The sequence below is a fragment of the Chromobacterium sp. FG89 genome, assembly GCF_057808735.1.
On record NZ_JBMDIQ010000010.1, the window covers coordinates 49258 to 72703 of the forward strand.

Below are 23446 nucleotides of genomic sequence, written 5' to 3' on the forward strand. Positions count from 1 at the left end.
ATAAAAAAACAGCCCGCGCCGGATAAACGGCGAAGGCTGTTTTTACATTCCAATCAAAGCGCCATGGCCGCCATCAGCGCTTTTTCATTTGCGGGGACGCCGTTTAGGAAAGCAGAGATTTAACGGTGCTGCTGGTTTTATGCTCCACCAGCAAGGGCTCCATACTGTCTCTTTTAGTCACATCCAGATCATGCTTGGAAATGATTTCCTTCAATTGGCAAGCCAATTCCGACATGCTGTACGAGCCCGCTTCAATATCGATCAGCAAACCGTCCACCCGGCTGCGGCTCATGCGGTTGCTTTTCCACTTGCGCTCGAAGCCGCCCGCGGCGGCCAGGCTGGACAAGGCCGCGGCGATCGAGGTCAACACCGTGGAATAACCCTTCAGGTCATGCCCTTGCACCTGCAGCAAGCCGCCCACCACCACGCTGCAGAGAATCGATCCGAAAATGGCCGTATGATGGGCGAAGCTCCAAAGCCGCTGACCTTTGCTAAACCAGTTTCGCCATCTCATGGCTTCCTGCCTGAGCGCCTCTTTATCCATCATATTTCCTCCTCGCTGAGAAGTACGCATTTGCGGCCAGTCATGAAGTCAACATAGTCAATCCAACTGAAGTTGCAAATATTGACGCGTAAAAAGCCCATTAATTTGAAATGGCCCTGGCCGAATTCGACGCTTGAAGGAACAACGCTTAAAAACTGAAATTTCCCGGAAGACCCGGCGCGTCCCAGAAAAGCGGAAAGTGAAAATCCGGGACGCCCCGCTCAAAGGCGCATCGATAAATCTATCAATCTAGACCACGGTCTTGATTCCCGAAAGTCTGATTTCCCCCTTTCCGCGCGGCGACGCTTGCAAGGGAAATCCTGAATCTGTTTCAAGCGGAACCCTATGACAATCGTCGTCTCTCGCCGACGCCGCACCCTGCTCCGGCCCCCGACGGCGCTTGAATTCGTACGAAAAGCGCCGCGGAACTAGCCTTGGCCGCGCATTGTCTATATAATCTGGATTCTTATCTGGGGGCGACCTGGTTTCGACGAGGGTTGCGAAGCAGATGAGGGCATACCGGGATTTCAGTCACCCCGTAAAACACTGAGTTTATTTAGTCGCAAACGACGAAACTTACGCTCTGGCAGCCTAAGGGCTAGCTAGACACTACAACGGTTCGCAGATGGGCCGGGGGCGTCAAAACCCTGTAGTGTCACTTTACATCTGCTAGTGCTATGTCGGGTTACTTGGCATAGTGCGAAACAATAGGTAACTCGCCAAAGTCCAGCCTGTCCGTCGGCGTGGCAGCGGTTAAATCCAAATGACACGACTAAGTATGTAGAACTCACTGTAGAGGACTTTCGGACGCGGGTTCGATTCCCGCCGCCTCCACCACCACACCGCTTCATGACCCGTCATGAAGACTCGGAAACCCCGATAGCTCAAGGCTTTCGGGGTTTTTTGTCGCCTCAGCCTCCGCAAGGCGGCCCCCGCCCCGCCGCCCATCTATAATCCAGTCATCCCCATCTCCGCAAAGCGACCATGCCTCGCCTGTTGCCCAATTTGCCGGACAGTTTCCGGCTACGGCTGACCGCGCTGTTCGGCGGGCTGTTTCTCGCCTCGGCGCTGCTGGCCGCGCTCTTCCTGGATCAAGTGCTGAGCAGCCGCATCGTGCAGAACCAGGGCGTGGCCATGCATGCGCTGGCCGACAACATCGCCAAGGCCATCTCCACCAATCTGCAGGAACGCCATCGCGAAGTCTTGCTGCTGGCGCAGACGCCCGCCTACGTCCGCGCGCCGCTGGACGGCGACGACCTGCGCCAAAGCCTGGAACGCACCAAGCGGGCCTACCGCTACTACGCCTGGATTGGCATCACCGACCCGGACGGCAACATCGTTTCCGCCACCAGCGGCATGCTGCAGGGCCAGAGCGCGGCCAAGCGCCCCTGGTTTATCCACGGCCGCCAGGCTCCCTTTGTCGGCGACGTACACCAGGCCGTGCTCTTGGCCAAGCTCATGCCCTCCACCGCGAACCATGGAGAGCCGCTGCGCTTCGTCGACTTCGCCTCGCCGATTTACGACCCCGCCGGCAAATTGCGCGGGGTGCTGGCCACGCACGCGCTCTGGGCCTGGGTGGAGGAAACGATACGGGAACGCCTGCCCGCCAAGACGTCTCAGCAGGTCTTCATTATCGACAAGCGCGACAATACGCTGTCGCCCTTCGAGGCGATAGGCAAGGAGCGCCCGCCCGCGCCCCTGCCTTCCGGCCGGGATTTTCAGCTCGGCGTCTGGCCCGACGGCAAGAATTACCTGTATAGCGAGGCCTGGGTGCGCGAGGCCGGGCTGGACTGGCGCGTGGTCGTCCGACAGCCGCAAGGGCAGGCCTTGGCGGCCTTGAACCAGTTGCGCGCCAGCCTGATCCTGCTGGGCCTGGTCGCCACCTTGCTGCTGATGGTCGCCGTTTATCGGCTGGCCGCCCTGTTCAGCACACCGCTGGAACAATTGGCCGGCATCGCCCGGCGCATCGGCCAGGGAGACGAACACGCCGATTGGACGCTGCCCAGCGGCGCTCAGGAACTGCGCCAGCTATCGCAGGCGATGCGAAGCATGGCCACCGCCCTGCTGGCCCGCAAACAGGAGCTGACAGACATCAACGCCAAGCTGGAGCAGCTCGTGGAGGAGCGCACCGAGTCCCTGCGCGAGGTCAACCACGAGCTGGTGCGCACCGCCACGCGATTGGCGCAGCAGGCGCGCAGCGACGCGCTCACCGGACTGAACAACCGCATGGCCTGCAACGAACAGCTCAGGGAAGAGCACCTGCGCTACGGGCGCAGCGGCGCGCCCTACTCGGTGTTGTTGCTGGACGTCGACCACTTCAAGCGCGTCAACGATCATTTTGGACACGACGCCGGCGACCGCGTGCTATGCCACATCGCCCGACTCCTGCAAGCCACCGCCCGCCTCACGGACTTCACCGCCCGCTACGGCGGCGAAGAGTTCCTGCTGCTGCTGCCCGACACCGACGACAAGGGCGCCGCGGTGCTGGCCGAAAAAATCCGCGCCGCCGTCGAACACTCGCCGGCGCCGGACGCCGGCAAGGTCACCCTCAGCATCGGCCTGGCCATGGCCCGGCCCGCCGACGCCCAGCCTGAAACGGTGGTCAAGCGCGCCGACCAGGCCCTGTACCGCGCCAAGGCCAACGGCCGCAACCAGGTTGCGCTGGACACCACGGACGGATCGCATTAAAAGTGAGCCATCGGCCCGGCCGAATCATGACAAAGAGATTCCGCCCGGCGCTGACCGCGCCCGCCACCCCCAACGCCAAGGATGTGAAGATGAAAGAGCAAATGCCGCCGCCCAAATATCAGATCAAACCTGAAACCTCAACCCCGCCCCTGCCGGCGGGCCTGTCCAAGGTGCTGGACATGCTCAGCGACGCGACGCGCGCCAAAGAGGCTGAGCCGGCGGCGGACCCAAACGCGGAAGCCGGCACCGGCGAACTGCCCCCGGCGCGCTGAACGCCCGACGCGCATGAAAAATGCCGCCGGCGCAAAGCGCGGGCGGCATGCTTGAAGCGGGAAGACCGGTTTACATCGAGGCCAACACCTTGATGCCCAACAGATCCAGACCGGTTTTCAGCGTCTTGCCGGTCAAAGCGGCCAGCTGCAGACGGCTGGCGCGGACTTCGCCCTCGCTCTTGAGAATGGGGCAAGCCTCGTAGAAGCGCGAGAACAGCGTGGCGATGTTGTACAGATACTGGGACAGGTAGTGCGGATAGCAACCGTCCACCACCGCCTGCAAAGTGTCTTCGAACTGAGCCAGCGCGGCGGCCAGATGCTTCTCCGCCGGCTCGGTGATGACGATGGCGGCGTTGGCATCGTAACCGTCGGCCTTGCGGAACACGCTCTGTACGCGAGTGTAGGCGTATTGCAGATAGGGCGCGGTATTGCCCTCGAAGGCCAGCATGGTGTCCCAGTTGAAGATGTAGTCGCTCATGCGGTTCTTGGACAGATCGGCGTACTTGACCGCACCGATGCCCACGGCGGCGGCGATGTCGCGGCGCTCCGCTTCCGGCAGATCCGGATTCTTCTCCGTCACCAGCGCGAAGGCGCGCTCTTCCGCTTCCTGCAACAGCTCAATCAGCTTGACCGTGCCGCCGGAACGGGTCTTGAACGGCTTGCCGTCGTCGCCCATCATCACGCCGAAGCCGACATGCTCCAGCTTCATGCTCTCCGGCGCGAAGCCGGCCTTGCGGCAGATGGAGAACATCTGGGCGAAATGCTGGCTCTGGCGCGCGTCCACCACGTAGATGACACGGTCCAGGTTCAGGGTCTTATGGCGATAACGCACCGCGCCCAGATCGGTGGTGGTGTACAGATAGCCACCGTCCTTTTTCTGGATGATCACACCCATGGGCTTGTCTTCCTGGGTGCGGAACTCTTCCAGGAACACCACTTGGGCGCCGTCGTCCTCGCTCAGCAGGCTGGCCGCGCGCAATTCGTCGACGATGACCGGCAGGTCGTCGTTGTACGAGGACTCGCCGCGCACGTGCTCGCGCTTGAGGCCGACGTTGAGCTTCTGGTACACCGCCTCGCAATGCTTCAGCGACACGTCGACGAACTGCTCCCACAGCTTCAGCACGTCCTGGTCGCCGCCTTGCAGCTTGACCACGTAGTCGCGGGCGCGGTTGGCGAAGTCTTCACTTTCGTCGAAACGCACTTTGGCGTTGCGGTAGAAGGTTTCCAAGTCGGACAGCTGCAATTCGGCGTCGCCGGCGTGGCTGGTTTCCACCAGGTAGGCGGTCAGCATGCCGAACTGGGTGCCCCAGTCGCCCACGTGGTTGGCGCGCACCACGTCGTGGCCGACAAACTCCATCACCCGGGCCAGCGCGTCACCGATGATGCTGGAACGCAGATGGCCAACGTGCATTTCCTTGGCCAGGTTGGGCGAGGAGTACTCCACCATCACGCGCTGCGGCGCAACGCGGCTGATGCCAAGCTTGTCGTCTTTCAGGGCGGCTTCGCTTCGTCGGGCAAGATATTCAGGGGCTAGATGAATATTGATGAAACCCGGGCCGGCGATTTCCACCTTGTCGGCGATGCCGGCAAGATCCAGCGCGGCGACCACTTTCTGGGCCAGTTCGCGCGGGTTGGTTTTCAGCAGTTTGGCGGCGCTCATGACGCCGTTGGCCTGATAGTCGCCGAATTCCGGCTTGGACGCCGGCTGCACCACGGCGGGCGCGTCCGGCGCGCCGGCTGCCGCCAGAGCGGCCTGCACCCGTTGATTGATGAGTTGAAGAATAGTCATTAGAGCCCCAAGAATTGCCGCGAAAACGAAAATTAGTCTTCGCTTCTGAAAAAAACTACTTGTTGATTGTATTCCCGCTTGCCATCAGGGGCAATGCTTGCAACCAAGCCGCGTCGGTAAAATAAGCCTCAAGCGGCGGCGTTTGGGATTTCCTGCCAAGATAGGGCTTAAAACCAGCGGGTTTCGCCCATGGCCGGCAGTTGGAACCTCGATGCGGGGATATTCCATTGCGCTAGCGCGGCGGCGAGATCGTCCTGTGGTTGGTCCAACGGCTCGTCGGTCAGAATGAAGCTGCCCCAATGCACCGCCCAGGCGGCGCGCGCGCCGGTGTCCAGCAGAATGCGCACCGCCTCTTCCGGATTCACATGCTGAGGATGGAGAAACCAGCGCGGCTCGTAAGCGCCTATCGGCAGCAAGGCAAGGTCCACAGCGCCGATGCGCTCGCCGATCAGCCGGAACAAGGACTCCTGATAACCGGTGTCGCCCGGATACCAGAACTGAAGCCCGTCGCCGCGCACGGCGAAGCCGCCCCACAGCGCGCGGTTTTCATCACCCATCATCCAGCGCTTGCTCCAATGATGAGCCGGCGTCAGTTCCGCCTCCACGCCGCCCAGACGGCAACGCTGCCACCAGTCCAACTCCTGAATCCGCGACGCCGGCACGCCGGCGCGCCGCAGGGTCGCGCCCACGCCCAGCGGCGCGGCGAACTGCGGGCAGCCGGCCGGCTGGCGCGCCAGACTGCGCACGGTGTTGAAATCGAGATGATCGTAATGGTTGTGGGTGATCAGCACCAGATCGATGGCCGGCAGCTCCCGCAAAGCCATCGGCGGCGGCGACTGCCGCGCCGGCCCCGCCCACTGAAACGGAGAAGCGCGTTGCGACCAGATCGGGTCGATCAGAATGTTCTTGCCGCACAGCTGGATGAAGCTGGTGGCGTGGGCGACCCAGGTCAGCGACGGCCGGTCCCGGTTGGCGTTCAGCGCGGCCAGCTCCGGCGCCTGGCGCGGGATGCGCTCCAGCCTGTGCTTCACCGCCGGCATGCGGCTGCGCTGCCACTCCCAGCGCAACACGTCGGCCAGGCTTGGTTGCCGAAACGGAAACAGATTGCGGTAGCCGTCCGCCTGATGATGCGGCTGCCGCGGGTCCGGCCTGTAGACAGGCAGCGGCCAGCGGTCTTGCAGCCAGGACTTCAATCGCGACATGACGTCACCATACCGAAAGAATTCCGGCATTGTCGCCGATGAAAGAGGAAAACAAAAGACGGCCGGCGCCGCCGTCTCGCCGACGGCGCCGGCCCGCCTCCCCCGCGGTCAGCCTTGGGCGAAGGCCAGCTTCATTTCGCGCTCGCGCTTGCGTTCCGCCGCGCGCATATAGAAGTTGGCGGCGATGACGCCGACGGAGACGAAGAGAATGAACAAGGTGGCCAGCGCGTTCATTTCCGGGTTCAAGCCCAGCCTCACCCGCGAGAAGATCACCATGGGCAAGGTGGTGGAGCCGGGGCCGGACAGGAAGGCGGTCAGCACCAGATCGTCCAGCGACAGCGTGAACGACAGCAGCCAGCCGGAAATCAGCGCCTGGGAGATCAGCGGCAGCGTGATCACGAAGAACACCTTCAAAGGCCGCGCCCCCAGGTCCATCGCCGCCTCTTCCAGCGACAGATTGAGCTCCCTCACCCGCGACTGCACCACGATGGCGACATAGGACACGCACAACATCACATGACCGATCCAGATGGTGAACACCCCTCGGCCCTCCGGCCAGCCAAAAGCCTGCTCCATGGCGACGAAGAGCAGCAACAGCGAGATGCCCTGAATCACTTCCGGAATCACCAGCGGCGCGTTGACCATGCCGGCGAACAAGGGAAACATGCGGAAGCGGCCAAAACGCGCCAGCACGAAACCGGCCCAGGTGCCGATCACCACCGAGGCGGTGGCGGTCATCAGGGCGATCTTGACGCTGAGCCAGGCCGCGTTGATCAACTCCTCGTCCTCCAGCAGCGCGGCGTACCACTTGGTGGAGAACCCGGACCACACCGTCACCAGCTTGGATTCGTTGAAAGAGAACAGAATCAGCAGCGCGATGGGCAGATAGAGAAAGGCGTAGCCCAGGCCCAGCACCAGGAAGGACAGCGGCTTGTTCGGCTTGATCATTTCGCGGCCTCCATATTCTTGACCTGGTAGTGCTGGAACAGCGCCATCGGCACCAGCAACAGCAGCACCATCGCGCAAGTCACCGTCGCCGCCATCGGCCAGTCCATATTGTTGAAGAACTCGTCCCACATCACGCGGCCTATCATCAGCGTGTCGGAACCGCCCAGCAGCTCCGGAATCACGTACTCGCCCACCGCCGGAATGAACACCAGCAGGCTGCCGGCGATGATGCCGTTCTTGGACAGCGGCAAGGTCACCTGGACAAAGGCCTTCCACGGCTTGGCGCCCAGATCGTAGGCCGCCTCCAGCAAGCGCAGGTCCATTTTCACCAGATGGGCGTACAAGGGCATGATCATGAACGGCAGGTAGGAGAACACCATGCCGATATACACCGCCCAATTGGTGTGATACAGCCGCAGCGGCGTGTCGATCACGCCCAGCCACAACAGGAACTGATTAAGAAAGCCGTCGTTCTTCAAAATGCCGATCCAGGCGTAAACCCGGATCAGGTAAGAGGTCCAGAACGGCAGAATCACCAGCATCATCAGGGTGTCGCGCGCGCGGTCTGAAGCCCGGGCGATGTAATAAGCCATCGGATAGCCGATCAACAGACAGAGCAGCGTGGAAACGAAGGCCATCTTCACCGAACTGATATAGGTGGCGAAGTACAAGTCGTCGCTCAACATGAACTTGTAGTGACTGATGTTCAGCGCGATGGAGAAGACGTCGTCTTCCAGCTTGGTGAGCGGGGTGTAGGGCGGGATGCCCAGTTGCTGCTGCGAGAAACTGATGCCCACCACCAGCAGGAAGGGCAGCAGGAAAAACACGAACAGGAAGATGAACGGGATGCCGATGACGGTGGTCCGTCCGCTGGGCAACCATTGTTTTAATTTTAAATTTTTCATGTCAGCACCACGTGGCCGGCGCGTTCCGGCTTGGCTTGCATTGCTTGTTTTGCCGGCGGCCCCTCCCGTCTGACGCGGGCGGTGGCTGGGCGGCTTCCTCTTGATCTCTCCTCGGAGTCCGGTCCGGCCCGCTGCTCGCTAGGCCGGAAAGCCGGCTCCAGACCACCCACAGCCGACGGCTGGATGGCCCGGGACTATTCTCCACGCTGCGCCGGACGCGGCCGCCCGCGGGCCGCGCAGCGCGGGCCCGGGGTGGCGGATCGGCATGGGTTCGTCAGGTCCGGTCTTGCGCTCAATGACCGGTCTTAAGCTGTGTCCACAGCCGGTTTTGCAGGCGCATGATGTCCGCCGGCAAGGGCTTGAGCAGGAACAGCGTCTTCACCACCGCCTCCGGCGGATACACCGCCGGATCGTTGGCGATTTCCGGCTTCACGAATTTGCGCGCGGCGGCGTTGGCGGTGGGATAGAACACTTCATTGGTGATCGCGGCGTTGACTTCCGGCGACTGGATGTAATTGATCCATTTGTGCGCCGCCTCCGGATGCGGCGCGTCCTTGGGCACCACCATCACGTCGAACCAGAGCGGCGCGCCGCTCTTGGGGATCACATAAGCCAGCTGGTAAGGCCGCTTGGCCTCGCGGGCGCGGTGCTTGGCGATATTGATGTCGCCGGAGAAGCCCAGCGCCAGGCAGATGTCGCCGTTGGCCAGGTCGTTGATGTAGCCCGAGGAGTTGAACTGGGTGATGTAGGGCCGGATTTTCTTCAGCGCGGCGAAGGCGGCCTGGTAGTCGGCGGGGTTCTTGCTGTTCGGGTCCTTACCCAGATGGTGCAAGGCGACGGCGAACACGTCGTTGGCCTGGTCCAGCACCGACACGCCGCAGCCTTTCAGCTTGGACACGTATTTGGGATCGAACAGGATGTCCCAGCTGTCCAGCGGCGTGTCCTTGCCCAGCGCCGCCTTGACCTTGTTCAGGTTATAGCCCAGCCCGTCGGTGCCGTAGGCCCAGGGCACGCCGTGGGCGTTGCCCGGGTCCGCGTCGACAATCTTGGCCATCAAGGCCTTGTCCAGATTGGCCAGATTGGGCAGCTTGGATTTGTCCAGCTTCTGATAGATGCCGGCCTCGATCTGCTTGGCCATGAAGTTGGACGTGGGCGCCACGACGTCGTAACCGGCGCGCCCTGTCAGCATCTTGGCCTGCAAGGTGTCGTCGCTGTCGTAAACGTCGTACTTGACCTTGATGCCGCTCTGTTTTTCAAACCCGGGGATGGTGGACTTGGCGATGTAGTCCGACCAGTTGTACACGTTCAGCGCCTTGTCTTCCGCCTGCGCGCCCATCGCGGGGAGCAGCAGCAGCGAACAACACAGATTGCGAACCAGCTTCTTCATGACAGGTTTCCTCAATGGAACGACCGCAGCCGGCGTAGGCGCGGCCTGACCGACGACAAGTTCAGCGCCGCCCTCCTCGCCCGTTGCCGGGCCATGACGCCGCTCCCTCTCCCTTGGCGGCGGAAGCCGCCCAAGGCCCAAGGCGATGCCTGCGCGCCGAAACGCCGTTGCCGGCGACTGCCGACGACACGCGCCGCATTGCCAACTTACACTGCATCGCGCGAGATTCCAGCTGTCCGTTCGCTACGATTTGTAAGAGCCGGCCCGCAAGCCGCCGCGCATCGGGATGAGGCGCGCGGCTCGCGAGCGCTCCCGAGATCGCGGACAACTTCCACGCGCCTGCTCCAAGCGACAAGGTGCCAAGGGTCATTATGGTCCGCGCGCCGTCGAAACGACGACGCGCGGACAAGGGAAACCTGTGCGGAAAACCGGCTGGCGCCGCCCCCAACAGGCTGCGGCCGGCCTCCATCGTCTCCTCTTCTTTCTCATCTCTCCGCGTCCAGCGTGTGTTTAATAAAATTCACACATCTATCTGTAACGCCATTACTTTTTAACCATGTTTTTAGAGCTGCGCAACTTTTATCGATGCTGCCGCGCAAAAAAATAAACACGATTACCACAGACTGTGCTCGTCACGTTAACTATGTTCAACATTCAACAGCCCGTTTCCCAAGCTGGCGGCCATGAAAAACGGGCGGCCGCAATGGCCGCCCGCTTAAGCGAAAATCCGCGTCGACGCGCGTCAGAACAACCGCGCCAGCAAGGCCTTTTCCTTGCCATGCATGTCGGGAATCTTGACCTGCATGCCGTTGCCGGCCGCCACTTCCACCGGCAGGTCCTTGCGCGTCATCTGCGCCAGCTCGATGATCTGATTGCCGCTGGGGTGGATCACTTCGATGCGATCGCCCACCGCGAAGCGGTTCTTCACCTCGATCAGCGCCCAGCCGTCGGCGTCCACCGACAACACGTCGCCGACGTACTGGCTCTGCTTGGCCTTGGAATGACCGGTGAGGTAGTTCTGGTATTCCTGGGTCTGGTGACGCTCCAGGAAGCCCGGGGTGTAGCCGCGGTTGGCAAGGCCGTCCAGCTCGGCCAGCAGGCCGAGGTCGAACGGGCGGCCGGCCACGGCGTCGTCGATCGCCTTGCGGTAGACCTGAGCCGCGCGCGCCACGTAGTACAGACTCTTGGTGCGGCCCTCGATCTTCAGCGAATCCACGCCGATTTTGGCCAGCTTCTCCACCTGCTCCACCGCGCGCAGGTCCTTGGAGTTCATGATGTAGGTGCCGTGCTCGTCTTCGATGATGGGCATCAGTTCGCCGGGACGGCTGCCTTCTTCGATCAGATAGGTCTTGTCCGCCAGCGGATGGCGCTCGGCGCCGCCGCAGGAGGCGAAACTCTGATTGGCCTCTTCCAGCGCCTTGTTGAAGTCGAACTGGATGGTCTGCACATCGCCGGCGTCGTCGCCCTGAGTGTCGTGCACCTTGTAATCCCAGCGGCAGGCGTTGGTACAGGTGCCCTGGTTCGGATCGCGGTGATTGAAGTAGCCGGACAGCAGGCAGCGGCCGGAGTAAGCGATGCACAGCGCGCCGTGCACGAAGACTTCCAGCTCGATGTCCGGGCATTGCTGGCGGATTTCGGCGATCTCGTCCAGGCTCAGTTCGCGCGACAGAATGATGCGCGACACGCCCAGCTTCTGCCAGAACTTGACGCCCATGTAATTGACGGTATTGGCCTGCACCGACAAATGGATGGGCACTTCCGGCCATTTTTCGCGCACCATCATGATCAGGCCGGGATCGGCCATGATCAGCGCGTCCGGCTTCATCGCGATCACCGGCTCCATATCGGCCATATAGGTCTTGATCTTGCTGTTGTGCGGCAAGAGGTTGCTGGCGACGAAGAACAGTTTGCCGCGCGCGTGGGCTTCGTCTATGCCCTGCTTCAGCTCTTCCAGCTTGAAGTCGTTGTTGCGGGCGCGCAGGCTGTAACGCGGCTGGCCGGCGTAGACGGCGTCGGCGCCGAAGTCGTAGGCGGCGCGCATCTTGTCCAGCGTGCCGGCCGGCAACAGAAGTTCTGGTGCTTTCATTGTTTATTCTGTGGGTTCGTTGAGCGGTGGGCTCAGTGCAGCAGACAGGACATCGGCAGCGGCTCGCGGTCCGGCTCGACAAAGCCTTTGCGCGCCGAATCGTCGTCCAGGCGCTCTGAAGAATAGTGTTGCAGAATCACGGCGCGGGGGTCGGCCAGCATGTCCGGGCAGTGGCTGGCGAACGCCTCCCAATCGTCCAGCAACTGCGGCTGGCTGGCCATCCGGCTGTACAGAATCACCAGGATGGCCATGGTCAGGGTGTGGTGGTACTTCATCGCCGCGCCGTTCACCATGGCGAAACGGGACAGCGCGCGCGCGCAGCGGGCGGCGGCTTCCGGCGCCGGGTATTGGCGGCGGTAGGCCCAGGCGGCGTACAGGTGCGCGCGGTGGTTGAAGTCGGATGCAGGCAGCGCGTTGGTTTCCAATTGGCGCAGGAATGCCTGATGGTCCATGACTCGGTTTCTCCGAAAATTCCAAAAAGCAAAGGCTCCACCCAATGTGGAGCCCTGACCCTTATCGATACGGGGGCGATTATGCGCGGCCTGCCGGTGGCAGTCAAGTCCGCGCGCCGTCCGCAAGCAACACTTTAAGCCGCTGTTTTAAAAATCCTTTTCCGGTTTAAGGTCTTTTCGCCAATGCCAACAAAGCGCTGAACTGGCAGATCAGGGCCAGCAGCATCGCCAGCGGACACAGAATGGCCAGCAAGGGGCCGGGGCCGCCGTCCAGGCCGCGCCACAGCGCCGAGCTGAGCGCAAAGGCCAAGGTGCTGAGCAGCAGCACCGTCATGGCGAAGCGCCGCTGCCTTTGCATCTTCTTAAACAAATTCAATAGCATGTTTCATCGTTCCAGGTGAGGCCGCCGGCATTCTAGCCGGCTGGAGCTGTGTCGTCTTCGCACAAGGCGCGCAGCGCTTCCAGCTCCTTGGCTGAAAACCCCGCCCGCTCGCGGGCGGCCAGATTATAGGCCCCGCGGTAAAGCTGGACATCGTGGCGCCTCAGCAGTTCCTGAAAACAGGCCTCCGGCTCCAGCCCCCGCTGCCGGCACAGCCGGCCGAACCAGGCGTTGCCGATGCGCACATGTCCCACTTCCTCGCGCAGGATGGTGTCCAGCACCGCCACGCTCACGTGATCGCCAATGCCGGCCAGCCGCCGCTGAATGCCCGGCGTCACGTCCAGGCCGCGCGCCTCCAGCACCCTGGGCACCAGGGCCATCCGCGCCAGCGGATCGTAATCGGTCTTGCAACTCATCGCCCACAAACCGTTGTGAGCGGGGAAATCGCCGTAGTCGTGGCCCAGCTCCCGCAGACGCCGCAGCAGGAGGGAGAAGTGGCGCGCTTCTTCCGCGGCGACTTGCAACCAGTCGCTGACGAAGGCGTCCGGCATCTCGCGGAAGCGCCAGGCGGCGTCCAGCGCCAGGTTGACCGCGTTGAATTCGATATGGGCGATGGCGTGGAGCAGCGCGGCGTGCCCCTGCCGGGAGGACAGGCTGCGCTTGGGCACCTTGGACGGATGGACCAGTTCCGGCAGCGGCGGCCGTCCGGCCTCCGGCAAAGGATAGGCCGGCGGCGCGTCCGCGCGGCGCGGCAACGCGTCTAAACGCCAGCCGTGCAAGACCGCCGTCGCCAGCGTCATCTTGCGCTCGACGTCGTCGCACAGCAGCGCCGCTTCCAACTGCGGGTAAAGAGATGTCGACTCGCTCATGGCCGGGTATTTTAGCCGATCTCGCCTCGCCTCAGAACCTGTTCAAAGTCTAGCGGCCTGCGACAAAGCAAGCGGTTTCGCTCATACGGCGCATGGGCATTTCAATGCCCGGCTCTCTCGCCGCGTCGTCGGCGCGCTGCGGACTTTGAACCGTACCTCAGGCCGGATTGGTTTCATTCTGCCTGGCCAGCCAGGCCTCGAACTCGGCCAGCGCGGCGTCGAAAGCCGGCATCAAGGCCGCCACTTGCTCCATCGCCTGGGCCTTGCCGGCCTTTTCCACCGCTTCGGCCGCCTCGCCCAAGGCCTTGATGCCCACCATGCGGCTGGCGCCCTTGACCCGGTGGGCGGCGAAGCTGACGCGGTCGCTGGAGCCTTCCGCGATGGCGCTGCGCAGTTCGGCCACGTCCTCGGCGTTGCCTTGCTGGAAGTCGCGCAGGATTTCCAACTCCACTTGCAGCTCGCCGTTGCTGTACACCTGCAGCACGGAGCGGTCCACCGGCCCGTCTTCCGGCCCGCCCTCAGGTTCGGCCGCGGCGGGCGGCGCCGCCGTTTTTGCCCCGGCCTCCGCCGTCGTCCACTTTTGCAGCGCGGCGGACAGCTCCGCAATCGACAGCGGCTTGGTCAGAAAATCGTCCATGCCGGCTTCCCGGGTCTTGTCCAGCTCCTCCTTGGCGGCGTTGGCGGTGCAGGCGACGATGGGAATACGGCTTCCTTCCGCTTCCTCCTGTTCGCGCGCGCGCACCAGCCGCGCCAGCTGATAACCGTCTATGCCCGGCATATGGCAATCGGTCAGGATCATCGAGTAGCGGCCGGACTGCCATTTGGCGAAAGCCTGCTCGCCGTCCTCCGCCCATTCCGCCGCATAGCCCAGCTTTTCCAGCTGCTTGAGGGTGAGCTTGCGGTTGGTGGGATTGTCCTCGGCGAACAAGATGGGCAGCGCGCTCCGCTCCGGCGACGGCGCCGCGGTTTCGACCTCCTCTTCGCGCGGCGTCTCCGCCGGCACGTGGACCTGGGGCAGGCTGACCGGGGCCACCACTTGTTCCGACCACTCCGCCTCCAGCAGCAAGCGCGCGCAACTGCCCTGGCCCAGCTCGCTCTCCAATTCCACATGACCGCCCATCAAGCCGGCCAGCCGCCGGCAGATGGCCAGGCCCAGGCCGGTGCCGCCAAACCGCCGGGTGGTGTCGGAGTCCGCCTGGGTGAAGGGCTGGAACAGCCTGGACAAGCTGTCCTCGGACATGCCGATGCCGCTGTCCTCCACCTCGAAGCTGAGCGACTGGTAATTGGCCATGGTGCTGAGCACCTTGACGCGTATGGTCACGCCGCCCTGAGCGGTGAACTTGATCGCGTTGCTGATGAAGTTCTGCAAAATCTGCCGGACGCGCAAGGGGTCCAGCACCAGCGTCGGCGCCAGTTGCTCATCCACTTCCAACTGGAAATCCAGCCCCTTCTTATAAGCGTTTTCCTGATACAGGCTGCGGATGCTCTCCAGAAACGGCCGCGTCGCCGTCGGCGCGGTGACGATCTCCAGCTTGTCGGCCTCGATCTTGGAGAAATCCAGGATGTCGTCGATCAGCCGCAGCAGCGTGTGCGCGGAATCGTGTATTGTCGCCACCGCGTCCCGCTGCTCGCCGTCCAGCCGGGTCATGTTCAACAGTTCCAACATGCCCAGCACCCCGTTCATCGGCGTGCGGATTTCGTGGCTCATGGTGGCGAGGAAGGCGCTCTTGGCGCGGTTGGCGGCATTGGCCTGGTCCCGCGCCATGCGCAGTTCGAATTCGGCCATCTTGCGTTCCGTGATGTCCAGGCAAGCCAGGATCATCACGCCCTCCACCGTTTCCGTCGCCACCATCTGGCCTTCGAACAAGACCCAGATCGGGAGGCCCGCGCCGGTCAGGCATTCCAGTTCGCAATGAATGCGGGTGCCCTGACGCATTTGCTGCAAGTGCTCGGTCAACTCTATCCAGCCTTGATCCGACGCCATCAGCTCCATCAAATGCATGCCCACCAGGCCGTAATCGCCGACGTCGAAAATCATCTCCGCCGTCTGGTTGGAGCGGGAAATCTGCAATTGCTCGTTCAGGCGCAGCAAACCCACCGGAGACGAGGCGAACACCGCCTCCTCCTCCTGCAACACGGTGCGCAACTGCGCCTCCGACACCTTGCGCCGCGCTTCCTCATCGTAAAAGCCCAGGATATTGGCGTAGGCGCCGATCAGCGGCTGCATGCCCACGCCCAGGCGGAACACGTCCGGCTGCTGCATACACACCGCCGCGGCGACATCGCCGCCCAGCATCACCGGCAGGGAAATCCAGGTGGAGCGCTCGCTCAGCAGCTGGAACAATTGGCTGAGCGGAGCCGCCGCGTGGGTGACTTCCTGCAGCGACGGCAATTCCGGCGGCCAGCTGCCGGCCTGCAAACGCAGGGATTGCCCGCATTCGTCCAGCGGCGACCAGGCCACCAACAGGCATTCGCGGGCGCCGGTGTGGTGGCAGAACACGCGGTGCAGCTCCTCGAACACCTTGTCGCGCGGCTCCCGCGCCAGCAGCATGCCCTCCACCACCGAAATCGCCGACAACAGTTCCACGCTGCGCTCCAGCGAGGTTTCGGCCTGCCGTCTTTGCTGCTCGTTGCGCACCGTCAGCATGCGCCAGCCGTGGTCTCGGCTATTGCTGAACTGGCTGAGCGAGATCGCCACGTAGAAGCGTTCGCCGTTGGCGGGCAAGCCTTCTCCGGCCAAGGCCACGGTTTCCTGATCGTTCAAGGCCTGGGTCAGATGCGCGGCGCCGCCCGGCACCTCCAGCAAGCTATAGGCCGACATGCCGTGCAAGGCCGCTTGCGGATAGCCGAACATCTTGCCGGCCCCGGCGTTGGCGATTTCGATCCGACCGTTGCGATTGACGATCAACACCGCGTCGCCGGAGGCGTCCAGCATATGCTTCAGCGCGGACAGCGGCCGCAATACGCGGCGCACCATGTAGTACAGCAACACCAGCACCAGGCTCAGCGCCAGCACGCCGAACAAGCCGTCGCGCACCATGCGCAGCAGATAAGTGCGCCGGCTTTCGTCAATGCGCTCGGCCGTCATCCGCTCCACCATGCCGAAGGTGCGCCGCAGCTCCTCATCCAGTTCCAGCAAGTTGACGCGGAAATTCGTGACCTGACGGAAAGACTGAACGCCGTCTATCTGTTCGTATTGCAGTTTGACGACCAGTTGCAGCTTCAGCGTCAAGGTGGTCAGATTGGTGAACGCCGCTTTCAAGGCGTCGTCGTGCACGCCCAGAATCACCGGGCGCAGCTGCTCCACCATGACCATGGCGGAGCTGAGCCGGAAGGCCAGATCGTCCTCGATGTCGCGGTTCATCCGGTGCCCCAGCTGCTCGCGCATGATCAGCGCCACCGCGTTGCCGCGCAATTGCCCACCCAGCTGCCACAGGCTCTGCTTGATCATCATCAGGCTGTTGAGCGTGGGATCGCCCTGACTGGCCAGCTGCGCCATGTCCGCGGCCAGGATGCCGCCGGCCTCGTTGCGCATCCGCGCGGTGGCCAGGTAGAGCAGATTGCTCAGCGATTCGTTCTGAAAATCCGGCTGGCTCAATATCTTTGTGGTTTCATCGCGCAGCACCTTGAAATCGTGGGCCAGATTACGCAGCCGCCCCTGGCTGGAGGCGTCCGCCCCGGTCATGACGGGAACCGACGCCAGCGCCACCACGAACTTGGCGTCGGTGTCGCGGGCTAGCTGCTTCAGTTCTTCCTGTTGTTGCGGCGTAGGCGGCGATTTTGCCGTCAGCAGCAGCCGCAGCTTGCTGCTCTCCAGGTTTTCCGCGCTGACCGCCTGATACAAGGCCGAGATGTCTCGATTGAGCTCGGCCACGTGCCGGGCCCTGCGATAGGAGTCCCAGGACTCGTCCAACAGACGCAAAATGGCCCCGGTCTGCAGCACGCCCAGCAATAAGACGATCAGGATCACCGCGCGGCGGATGGATTTGATGTGCTCCTGACGCGGCCTGGAAAACTTCATCGACGGCCGCTCAGATCTCACGTGACGACTCGGCCTCCGTCTCGGAAACCTCCTCGACGAAGAGCCGCAAAACACCGTAGCGGTCGCTGAAATCGCGCAGCACCGTGATCTGGTTGGCGGAGATGGCCGCGCCGCGCGGCAGCAGCAAATGGCCGTGCTTGCTGTGCAGGTCCTGAGCCAGCACCGCGCCCGCCTTCACCGTGAGCAGGCTGACCGCCATGCCAGGCGGCGCTTCGGGCAGCGCCGGAGCGTCGAACAGCCGGCCGAAAACCTTGCGGTCGTATTCGGTGCCGGTGGACACGCCGTAGTAGCTGAACGGATCGATCTCCGGCCGCTTGCGCTGCATCGCCGCCACGATGGCCTTCTCCACATCGGCCGGCTTCGGCGGCTTGACCACGAAGCCGTCTGCGTGCAACTGGCTGGCCAGCACCACATTGCTGCGGTCCGCATGGCCGGACAGGAACACAAAGGGCAGATTGGAAGGATTCATGGTGTGGCCGCAGCGCAGTTCCTTGAGCAGATCCATGCCGTTCATCGGCGCCATCTGCACATCGCACAGCACCAGGTCCACCATGCGGATATCCAGCAAGCGCATCGACGCGGTGCCGTCCGCGGTCTGGAAGATGGCGTCCGAGCGCATGCCCATGGTCTGCAAAGCCTGACTGATCAAGGAGCGCACCAGAGTCTGGTCGTCCACGACCAATATCCGCATCCGCGAGAAGTCCACCGCCGCGATACTCATCCCGCGCCCCCTTCCGCCGCCGCGGTTTCCTGACTCCGCCGCAAATAGTCGCTCAATTCGTTTTCACGCACCGGCAAGGCCATATAAGCGCCTTGCACGCAGGGGCAACCCATCTCCTGCGCCAGCGTCACATCCTCCTCCTCGTCCACCCCGCTGGCGGTGATGGCTCCCGGCGGCAAGCCGTAGATGCGCAAGAAACGCAGCGCCTGCGGGTCCGCGCCCAGCATGGCGCGTATCCATTGCAGGGATTCGATGGGGATGTTCACATGGTCGAACGGCAGCTTGAGCATATTGCTCTGGGTCAGCGAACCGCTGCCGAAATGATCGGCGATCAGCCGGAAGCCCAGATACTTGATCTTGGCGACGTTCTCGAAAGCCTGGGCCGGCGATTGCTGCCCCAGCCCCTCGGCCAGCTCGAAACCCAGCAAGCGCGGCGGCACGCCGCGCTGCTGCAACTGGGCATGGCAGTGGTCGAACAGGTTCTCGCTCTCCAAACAGGCTTTGTCTATGCGCACGTTGACGCCGCACTCCTCGCCCAGACCCTGCTGGCGCAGGCTGGCCAACAGGCTGGCGATGCGGGCCACCAGCTCCTCCAGCACCAGGGCGGAGACCCCCTTGCGGCGCGCCAGCACATTGAAAAGACCGGCGCCCCACTCCACCCGCCCCTGCGGCCGAATCAGGGCCGTCACGTCGAAGCCGGCGAGCCGATGGCCGGGCAGGCCCAGGATGGGTTCGATCTCCAGCTTGAATTCGCCGGAGCAGACGTCGGCGAAAAAGCCCTCCACGTCCAGCTGCTGCACCTGGTAGGCGCGCTCCAGATCGTTGAACACGCTGTTGAGCGCGGTGAGAAAGGACTCCGCCGAGTACGGCTTGGACAGGAAGCGGGTGCTGCCTATGCCCAGGCTGCAAGCCATCTCGCTGATGGTGTTCAGGGTTTTGCCGTCATAGCCGGAAATGATCAGCAAGGCCGCCCGGTAGCCGAGCAAGGCCACGTGCTTGATGAAGTCGATGCCGTTCATGCCCGGCATGCCGATATCGGTGACGATCAGGTCGTAGTGGTTCTCACCGATGCTGCGCAGCGCCTCGGCCGGGTCGCTGAACTCGTCGATGGCCACTTCGTAGCGACTAAAGAAACTGGCCTGGCGGGAAATCAGTTTCCGCAGCACCAGCTGGTCTTCAAGAATCAGAAACCGCTTGGCGGGCAAGCTCATGGGATCTCCCCTTAGCATCGCGCGCGGGCGCCCTGCCGGCTGTCCGCAACCCAATTTAGATACGACATTCGAGTAATATTGATATAGGCCGATAAGCCCTCGGCCACAACCACGGCTTGCAATCTTCGCGCGCGGCGGCGTTCCGCTTGTGCAATTGCCGTCGTCGCCATGCATAATGAGAGCATTGTCACGCCAGGAGGCACGCCATGCGGTTCCAGTCCAGCCAGCTCGGCCAAGTCGATATCGACGAGAGCACCGTCATCACCTTCCCGCGCGGCATTCCCGCGCTGGAAAACTGCACCCGCTTCAAGCTGTTCCACAACGCCACCCAGGCCCAGCCGCAGGTGTTCTGGCTGCAATCGCTGGACGACGCTGGCGTCATCTTCAGCATCACCACTCCGGAAGCGCTGGACATCCGCTATGAGATAGAGCTGGACGACGCCGAAGTGGCCGAGCTGCAATTGCAGCGGCCGCAGGATGTGGCCATTCTGCTGATGCTGAGCAATCAGGCCGATGAACAGCACCCGGCGCTGTCCACGATGAAGGCGAACATCCGCAATCCTCTGGTGATCAATCTGCAAAGCCGCACCGGCCTGCAAAAAGTGGGGCTGCAGTGCGACATCCTGCTGCATAACCGCTGATGCCGGCCCCGGCCCGCTGCGCCTGGTGCGGCGACGATCCGCTCTACGTCGCCTATCACGACGAGGAATGGGGATGTCCCGAGCGCGACGACCGCAAGCTGTTCGAGATGCTGATTCTGGAAGGCGCGCAGGCCGGCCTGTCCTGGATCACCATCCTGCGCAAGCGCGACGGCTACCGCCGCGCTTTTCACGGCTTCGACCCGGTCAAGGTGGCGGCGATGGACGACGGCGACGTTGAGCGCCTGATGCAGGACGCCGGCATCGTGCGCAACCGGCTGAAGATCCAGAGCGCCATCCGCAACGCCAAGGTGTTTCTGCAGATGCAGCGGCAACACGGCAGTTTCGCCGACTGGCTGTGGGCGCATGTTGACGGCCGGCCGATACTGCGCCGCCGCGACGACGAGCGGGTGCCCGCCAGCACCGAACTGTCCGACCGCATCAGCAAGGCGCTGAAAAAAGCCGGCATGAACTTCGTCGGCAGCACGGTGATCTACGCCTATCTGCAGGCCTGCGGCGTGGTCAACGACCACATGTCAGCCTGCTTCCGCCACCCCGATCGCGACTGAGCGCGCCGCCCAAAGAAAAAGCCCGGATTCCCGGGCTTTTTTTACGAGCGGGCCTGCGTTCAGGCAAAGCTCAGATGGCCGTCCCGCGCTTCCACCAGGATGGTGGATTTCGGCGGGTATTCGCCGGCCAGGATGGCCTTGGCCAACGGGTTTTCCAGTTCGGACTGGATCGCCCGCTTCAAGGGCCGCGCGCCGTAGACCGGATCGAAGCCGGCTTCGGACAGCAAGGCCAGCGCCTCCTCGCTGATCTGCAAGTCCAGATCCAGCTTGGCCAGCCGGCGCTCCAGGCTCTTGAGCTGGATGCGGGCGATGGACTTGATGTGCTGCTCGCCCAGGCCGTGGAACACCACCACCTCGTCGATGCGGTTGATGAACTCCGGCCGGAACTGGGTTTTCACCTCCGCCATCACCGCCAGCTTGATCACCTGGTAATCGTCGCTGTCCATCGCCTGGATCTGCTGGCTGCCGATATTGGACGTCATCACCACCACGGTGTTCTTGAAATCCACGGTACGGCCCTGGCCGTCGGTCAGACGGCCGTCGTCCAGCACTTGCAGCAGGATGTTGAACACGTCCGGATGCGCTTTCTCCACCTCGTCCAGCAAGATCACGCTATACGGCTTGCGGCGCACCTGCTCAGTCAGATAGCCGCCCTCCTCATAACCGACATAGCCCGGCGGCGCGCCGATCAAGCGGGACACCGAATGCTTCTCCATATACTCGGACATGTCGATGCGGATCAGGTGATCTTCGCTGTCGAACATAAAGCCGGCCAAGGTCTTGCACAGCTCGGTCTTGCCCACGCCGGTCGGCCCCAGGAACAGGAAGGAGCCGTAAGGCTTGTTGGGATCGGCCAGCCCGGAACGGGAGCGACGGATGGCGTCGGCCACCGCGCTGACCGCCTCGTCCTGCCCCACCACGCGCTGATGCAGCACCTCCTCCATGCGCAACAGCTTGTCGCGCTCGCCTTCCAGCATCTTGGACACCGGAATGCCGGTGGCGCGGCTGACCACTTCCGCGATCTCCTCCGCCCCCACCTGGGTGCGCAGCAAACGGTTGGGCCTGGCCTGCTCGCCGGCGCCGGCCGCCTCGGCGTCCTGCAGCCGCGCCTCCAGCTGCGGCAGCTTGCCGTACTGCAGTTCCGCCAGCTTCTGCCAATCGCCCTTGCGCTTCAGGTCCTCCATCTCCACCTTGAGGCGCTCGATTTCCTCCTTGATGCTCTGCGAGCCCTGTTGCGCGGCTTTTTCCGCCTTCCAGATCTCGTCCAGGTCCGCATAGGCGCGCGACAGTTCCGCGATCTCGTCCTCGATCAGCTTCAGCCGCTTTTGCGAGGCCTCGTCGCTTTCCTTGTTCACCGCCTCGCGCTCGATCTTCAGCTGGATCAGCCGGCGGTCCAGCCTGTCCATCTCTTCCGGCTTGGAATCCAGCTCCATCTTGATGCGGCTGGCGGCCTCGTCGATCAAATCGATGGCCTTGTCCGGCAAGAAGCGGTCGGTGATGTAGCGCTGCGACAGCTCGGCGGCGGCGACGATGGCCGGGTCGGTGATGTCCACGCCATGATGGATTTCATACTTTTCCTGCAAGCCGCGCAGGATGGCGATGGTGTCCTCCACCGAGGGCTCGCCGACCAGCACTTTCTGGAAGCGGCGCTCCAGCGCCGCGTCCTTCTCGATGTAACGGCGGTACTCGTCCAGCGTGGTGGCGCCGATGCAGTGCAGTTCGCCGCGCGCCAGCGCCGGCTTCAGCATATTGCCGGCGTCCATCGCGCCCTCCGCCTTGCCCGCGCCCACCAGGGTGTGGATCTCGTCGATGAAGATCAGGGTCTGGCCGTCGTCCTTGGCCAGATCGTTCAACACCGCTTTCAGCCGCTCTTCGAATTCGCCGCGAAACTTGGCGCCGGCGATCAGCGCCGCCAGATCCAACACCAGCAAGCGCTTGTTCTTCAGGCTCTCCGGCACTTCGCCGTTGACGATGCGCTGGGCCAGGCCCTCGACGATGGCGGTCTTGCCGACGCCGGGCTCGCCGATCAACACCGGGTTGTTCTTGGTGCGGCGCTGCAATACCTGGATGGCGCGGCGGATCTCGTCGTCGCGGCCTATCACCGGGTCCAGTTTGCCCAGGCGCGCGCGCTCGGTCAGGTCCTGGGTGTACTTCTTCAAGGCTTCGCGCTGGCTCTCCGCGTCCTGGCTGGACACGCTTGCGCCACCGCGCACCGCGTCGATCGCGGCCTGGATCGCCGCCGGCTGGCCGCCGTGCTCTTTCAGTAGCCGCGCGGCCTCGCCCTTGTCCTGGCTCAGCGCGGACAGGAACAGCTCGCTGGCGATGAATTCGTCGCCCAGCTTCATCGCCGCCTTGTCGCTCAGGTTCAGCAGATTGGCCAAATCCCGCGAGACGGTGATCTCGCCGCCATTGCCCTGCACCCGCGGCAGACGCTGCAAAGCCTGGTTCAAGCCGGCTTTCAGGCCGGGCACGTTGACGCCGGCGCGCGCCAGCAGGCCGGCGATGCCGCCGTCGGCGTCGTCCAGCATGGCCAACAGCAGATGCTGCGGCTCGATGTAAGCATGGTCTTGAGACAGGGCCAGGCTCTGGGCATCCCCCAGCGCCTGCTGGAACTTGGTCGTCAGCTTGTCGAATCGCATGGAGTGGCTCCTTCGGAAGATTGATAAACACTATCTGGGCATGGCCAGTTGCTTTTCAAGCCTCGCAATCGTCGATCTTGAACCCGATTTTCCCTCAGACGCATT

At 63.1% G+C, this 23446-nt stretch carries 18 protein-coding genes and 1 other RNA gene; 5 read left to right on the forward strand and 14 right to left on the reverse strand.

Going from position 1 to position 23446, the window contains the following annotated elements; genetic code table 11:
- Positions 1-103 precede the first annotated feature (103 nt).
- Complete coding sequence (locus ACODRW_RS11700; RefSeq protein ID WP_146176650.1) at positions 104-547, reverse strand: hypothetical protein; 444 nt, start codon at positions 545-547, stop codon at positions 104-106.
- Positions 548-1016: 469 nt separating this feature from the next.
- Between ACODRW_RS11700 and ssrA the strand changes: the two genes are divergently transcribed.
- The 3 genes from ssrA (at position 1017) to ACODRW_RS11715 (ending at position 3504) form a co-directional block, all read left to right on the forward strand.
- Positions 1017-1381, forward strand: a transfer-messenger RNA (tmRNA) gene (gene ssrA / locus ACODRW_RS11705).
- 147 nt (positions 1382-1528) lie between these two features.
- The gene (locus ACODRW_RS11710; protein WP_488905814.1) at positions 1529-3232 is read left to right on the forward strand and encodes a sensor domain-containing diguanylate cyclase; all 1704 of its coding nucleotides are present in this window, start codon (positions 1529-1531) and stop codon (positions 3230-3232) included.
- 26 nt (positions 3233-3258) lie between these two features.
- Positions 3259-3504 carry a hypothetical protein gene (locus ACODRW_RS11715; RefSeq protein WP_488905815.1) on the forward strand — a complete coding sequence of 82 codons (246 nt, stop codon included), beginning with the start codon at positions 3259-3261 and terminating at the stop codon, positions 3502-3504.
- A gap of 70 nt (positions 3505-3574) precedes the next feature.
- Here ACODRW_RS11715 and argS read toward each other — a convergent pair whose 3' ends face one another.
- From argS to ACODRW_RS11775, 12 genes are all read right to left on the reverse strand, one after another.
- On the reverse strand, positions 3575-5293 hold the full coding sequence (gene argS / locus ACODRW_RS11720) for an arginine--tRNA ligase (protein ID WP_107799585.1): 1719 nt from the start codon (positions 5291-5293) through the stop codon (positions 3575-3577).
- Between the two features lie 167 nt (positions 5294-5460).
- Positions 5461-6495: an MBL fold metallo-hydrolase gene (locus ACODRW_RS11725; protein ID WP_253314888.1), complete on the reverse strand. Its 1035-nt coding sequence runs from the start codon at positions 6493-6495 to the stop codon at positions 5461-5463.
- A gap of 108 nt (positions 6496-6603) precedes the next feature.
- Positions 6604-7443, reverse strand: coding sequence for an ABC transporter permease subunit (locus tag ACODRW_RS11730; RefSeq protein ID WP_107799587.1), 840 nt, complete (start codon positions 7441-7443; stop codon positions 6604-6606).
- Positions 7440-8348, reverse strand: a complete 909-nt coding sequence (locus ACODRW_RS11735; RefSeq protein WP_227107942.1) for an ABC transporter permease subunit — start codon at positions 8346-8348, stop codon at positions 7440-7442. The genes ACODRW_RS11730 and ACODRW_RS11735 overlap by 4 nt, the downstream gene beginning before the upstream one ends.
- A 292-nt stretch (positions 8349-8640) precedes the next feature.
- Positions 8641-9735, reverse strand: coding sequence for a polyamine ABC transporter substrate-binding protein (locus ACODRW_RS11740; protein WP_107799589.1), 1095 nt, complete (start codon positions 9733-9735; stop codon positions 8641-8643).
- A 742-nt stretch (positions 9736-10477) separates the two neighbouring features.
- A complete protein-coding gene (trhP, locus tag ACODRW_RS11745) occupies positions 10478-11821 on the reverse strand; it encodes a prephenate-dependent tRNA uridine(34) hydroxylase TrhP (RefSeq protein WP_488905816.1) in 1344 nt (447 codons plus the stop codon).
- Positions 11822-11853: 32 nt separating this feature from the next.
- The gene (locus ACODRW_RS11750) at positions 11854-12273 is read right to left on the reverse strand and encodes a hypothetical protein (protein ID WP_107799591.1); all 420 of its coding nucleotides are present in this window, start codon (positions 12271-12273) and stop codon (positions 11854-11856) included.
- Between the two features lie 166 nt (positions 12274-12439).
- Positions 12440-12655, reverse strand: coding sequence for a hypothetical protein (locus ACODRW_RS11755; RefSeq protein WP_227107940.1), 216 nt, complete (start codon positions 12653-12655; stop codon positions 12440-12442).
- Positions 12656-12687: 32 nt separating this feature from the next.
- On the reverse strand, positions 12688-13521 hold the full coding sequence (locus tag ACODRW_RS11760; RefSeq protein ID WP_488905817.1) for a ferritin-like domain-containing protein: 834 nt from the start codon (positions 13519-13521) through the stop codon (positions 12688-12690).
- Positions 13522-13678: 157 nt separating this feature from the next.
- Positions 13679-17542: an ATP-binding protein gene (locus tag ACODRW_RS11765; protein ID WP_488905818.1), complete on the reverse strand. Its 3864-nt coding sequence runs from the start codon at positions 17540-17542 to the stop codon at positions 13679-13681.
- A gap of 10 nt (positions 17543-17552) precedes the next feature.
- Positions 17553-18284 carry a response regulator gene (locus ACODRW_RS11770; RefSeq protein ID WP_488905819.1) on the reverse strand — a complete coding sequence of 244 codons (732 nt, stop codon included), beginning with the start codon at positions 18282-18284 and terminating at the stop codon, positions 17553-17555.
- Positions 18281-19495: an EAL domain-containing response regulator gene (locus ACODRW_RS11775; RefSeq protein WP_158274294.1), complete on the reverse strand. Its 1215-nt coding sequence runs from the start codon at positions 19493-19495 to the stop codon at positions 18281-18283. Before ACODRW_RS11775 ends, ACODRW_RS11770 begins: the two co-directional genes overlap by 4 nt.
- A 206-nt stretch (positions 19496-19701) precedes the next feature.
- On the opposite strand from ACODRW_RS11775, the gene fliW reads away from it, so the two are divergent.
- Both fliW and ACODRW_RS11785 read left to right on the forward strand, forming a co-directional pair.
- On the forward strand, positions 19702-20136 hold the full coding sequence (gene fliW, locus ACODRW_RS11780) for a flagellar assembly protein FliW (RefSeq protein ID WP_107799597.1): 435 nt from the start codon (positions 19702-19704) through the stop codon (positions 20134-20136).
- Positions 20136-20702: a DNA-3-methyladenine glycosylase I gene (locus tag ACODRW_RS11785; protein WP_488905820.1), complete on the forward strand. Its 567-nt coding sequence runs from the start codon at positions 20136-20138 to the stop codon at positions 20700-20702. The genes fliW and ACODRW_RS11785 overlap by 1 nt, the downstream gene beginning before the upstream one ends.
- Positions 20703-20761: 59 nt before the next feature.
- Here ACODRW_RS11785 and clpB read toward each other — a convergent pair whose 3' ends face one another.
- Positions 20762-23341 (reverse strand): ATP-dependent chaperone ClpB, encoded by a 2580-nt coding sequence (gene clpB, locus ACODRW_RS11790; protein ID WP_107799599.1) that lies wholly within the window; start codon positions 23339-23341, stop codon positions 20762-20764.
- Positions 23342-23446 lie beyond the last annotated feature (105 nt).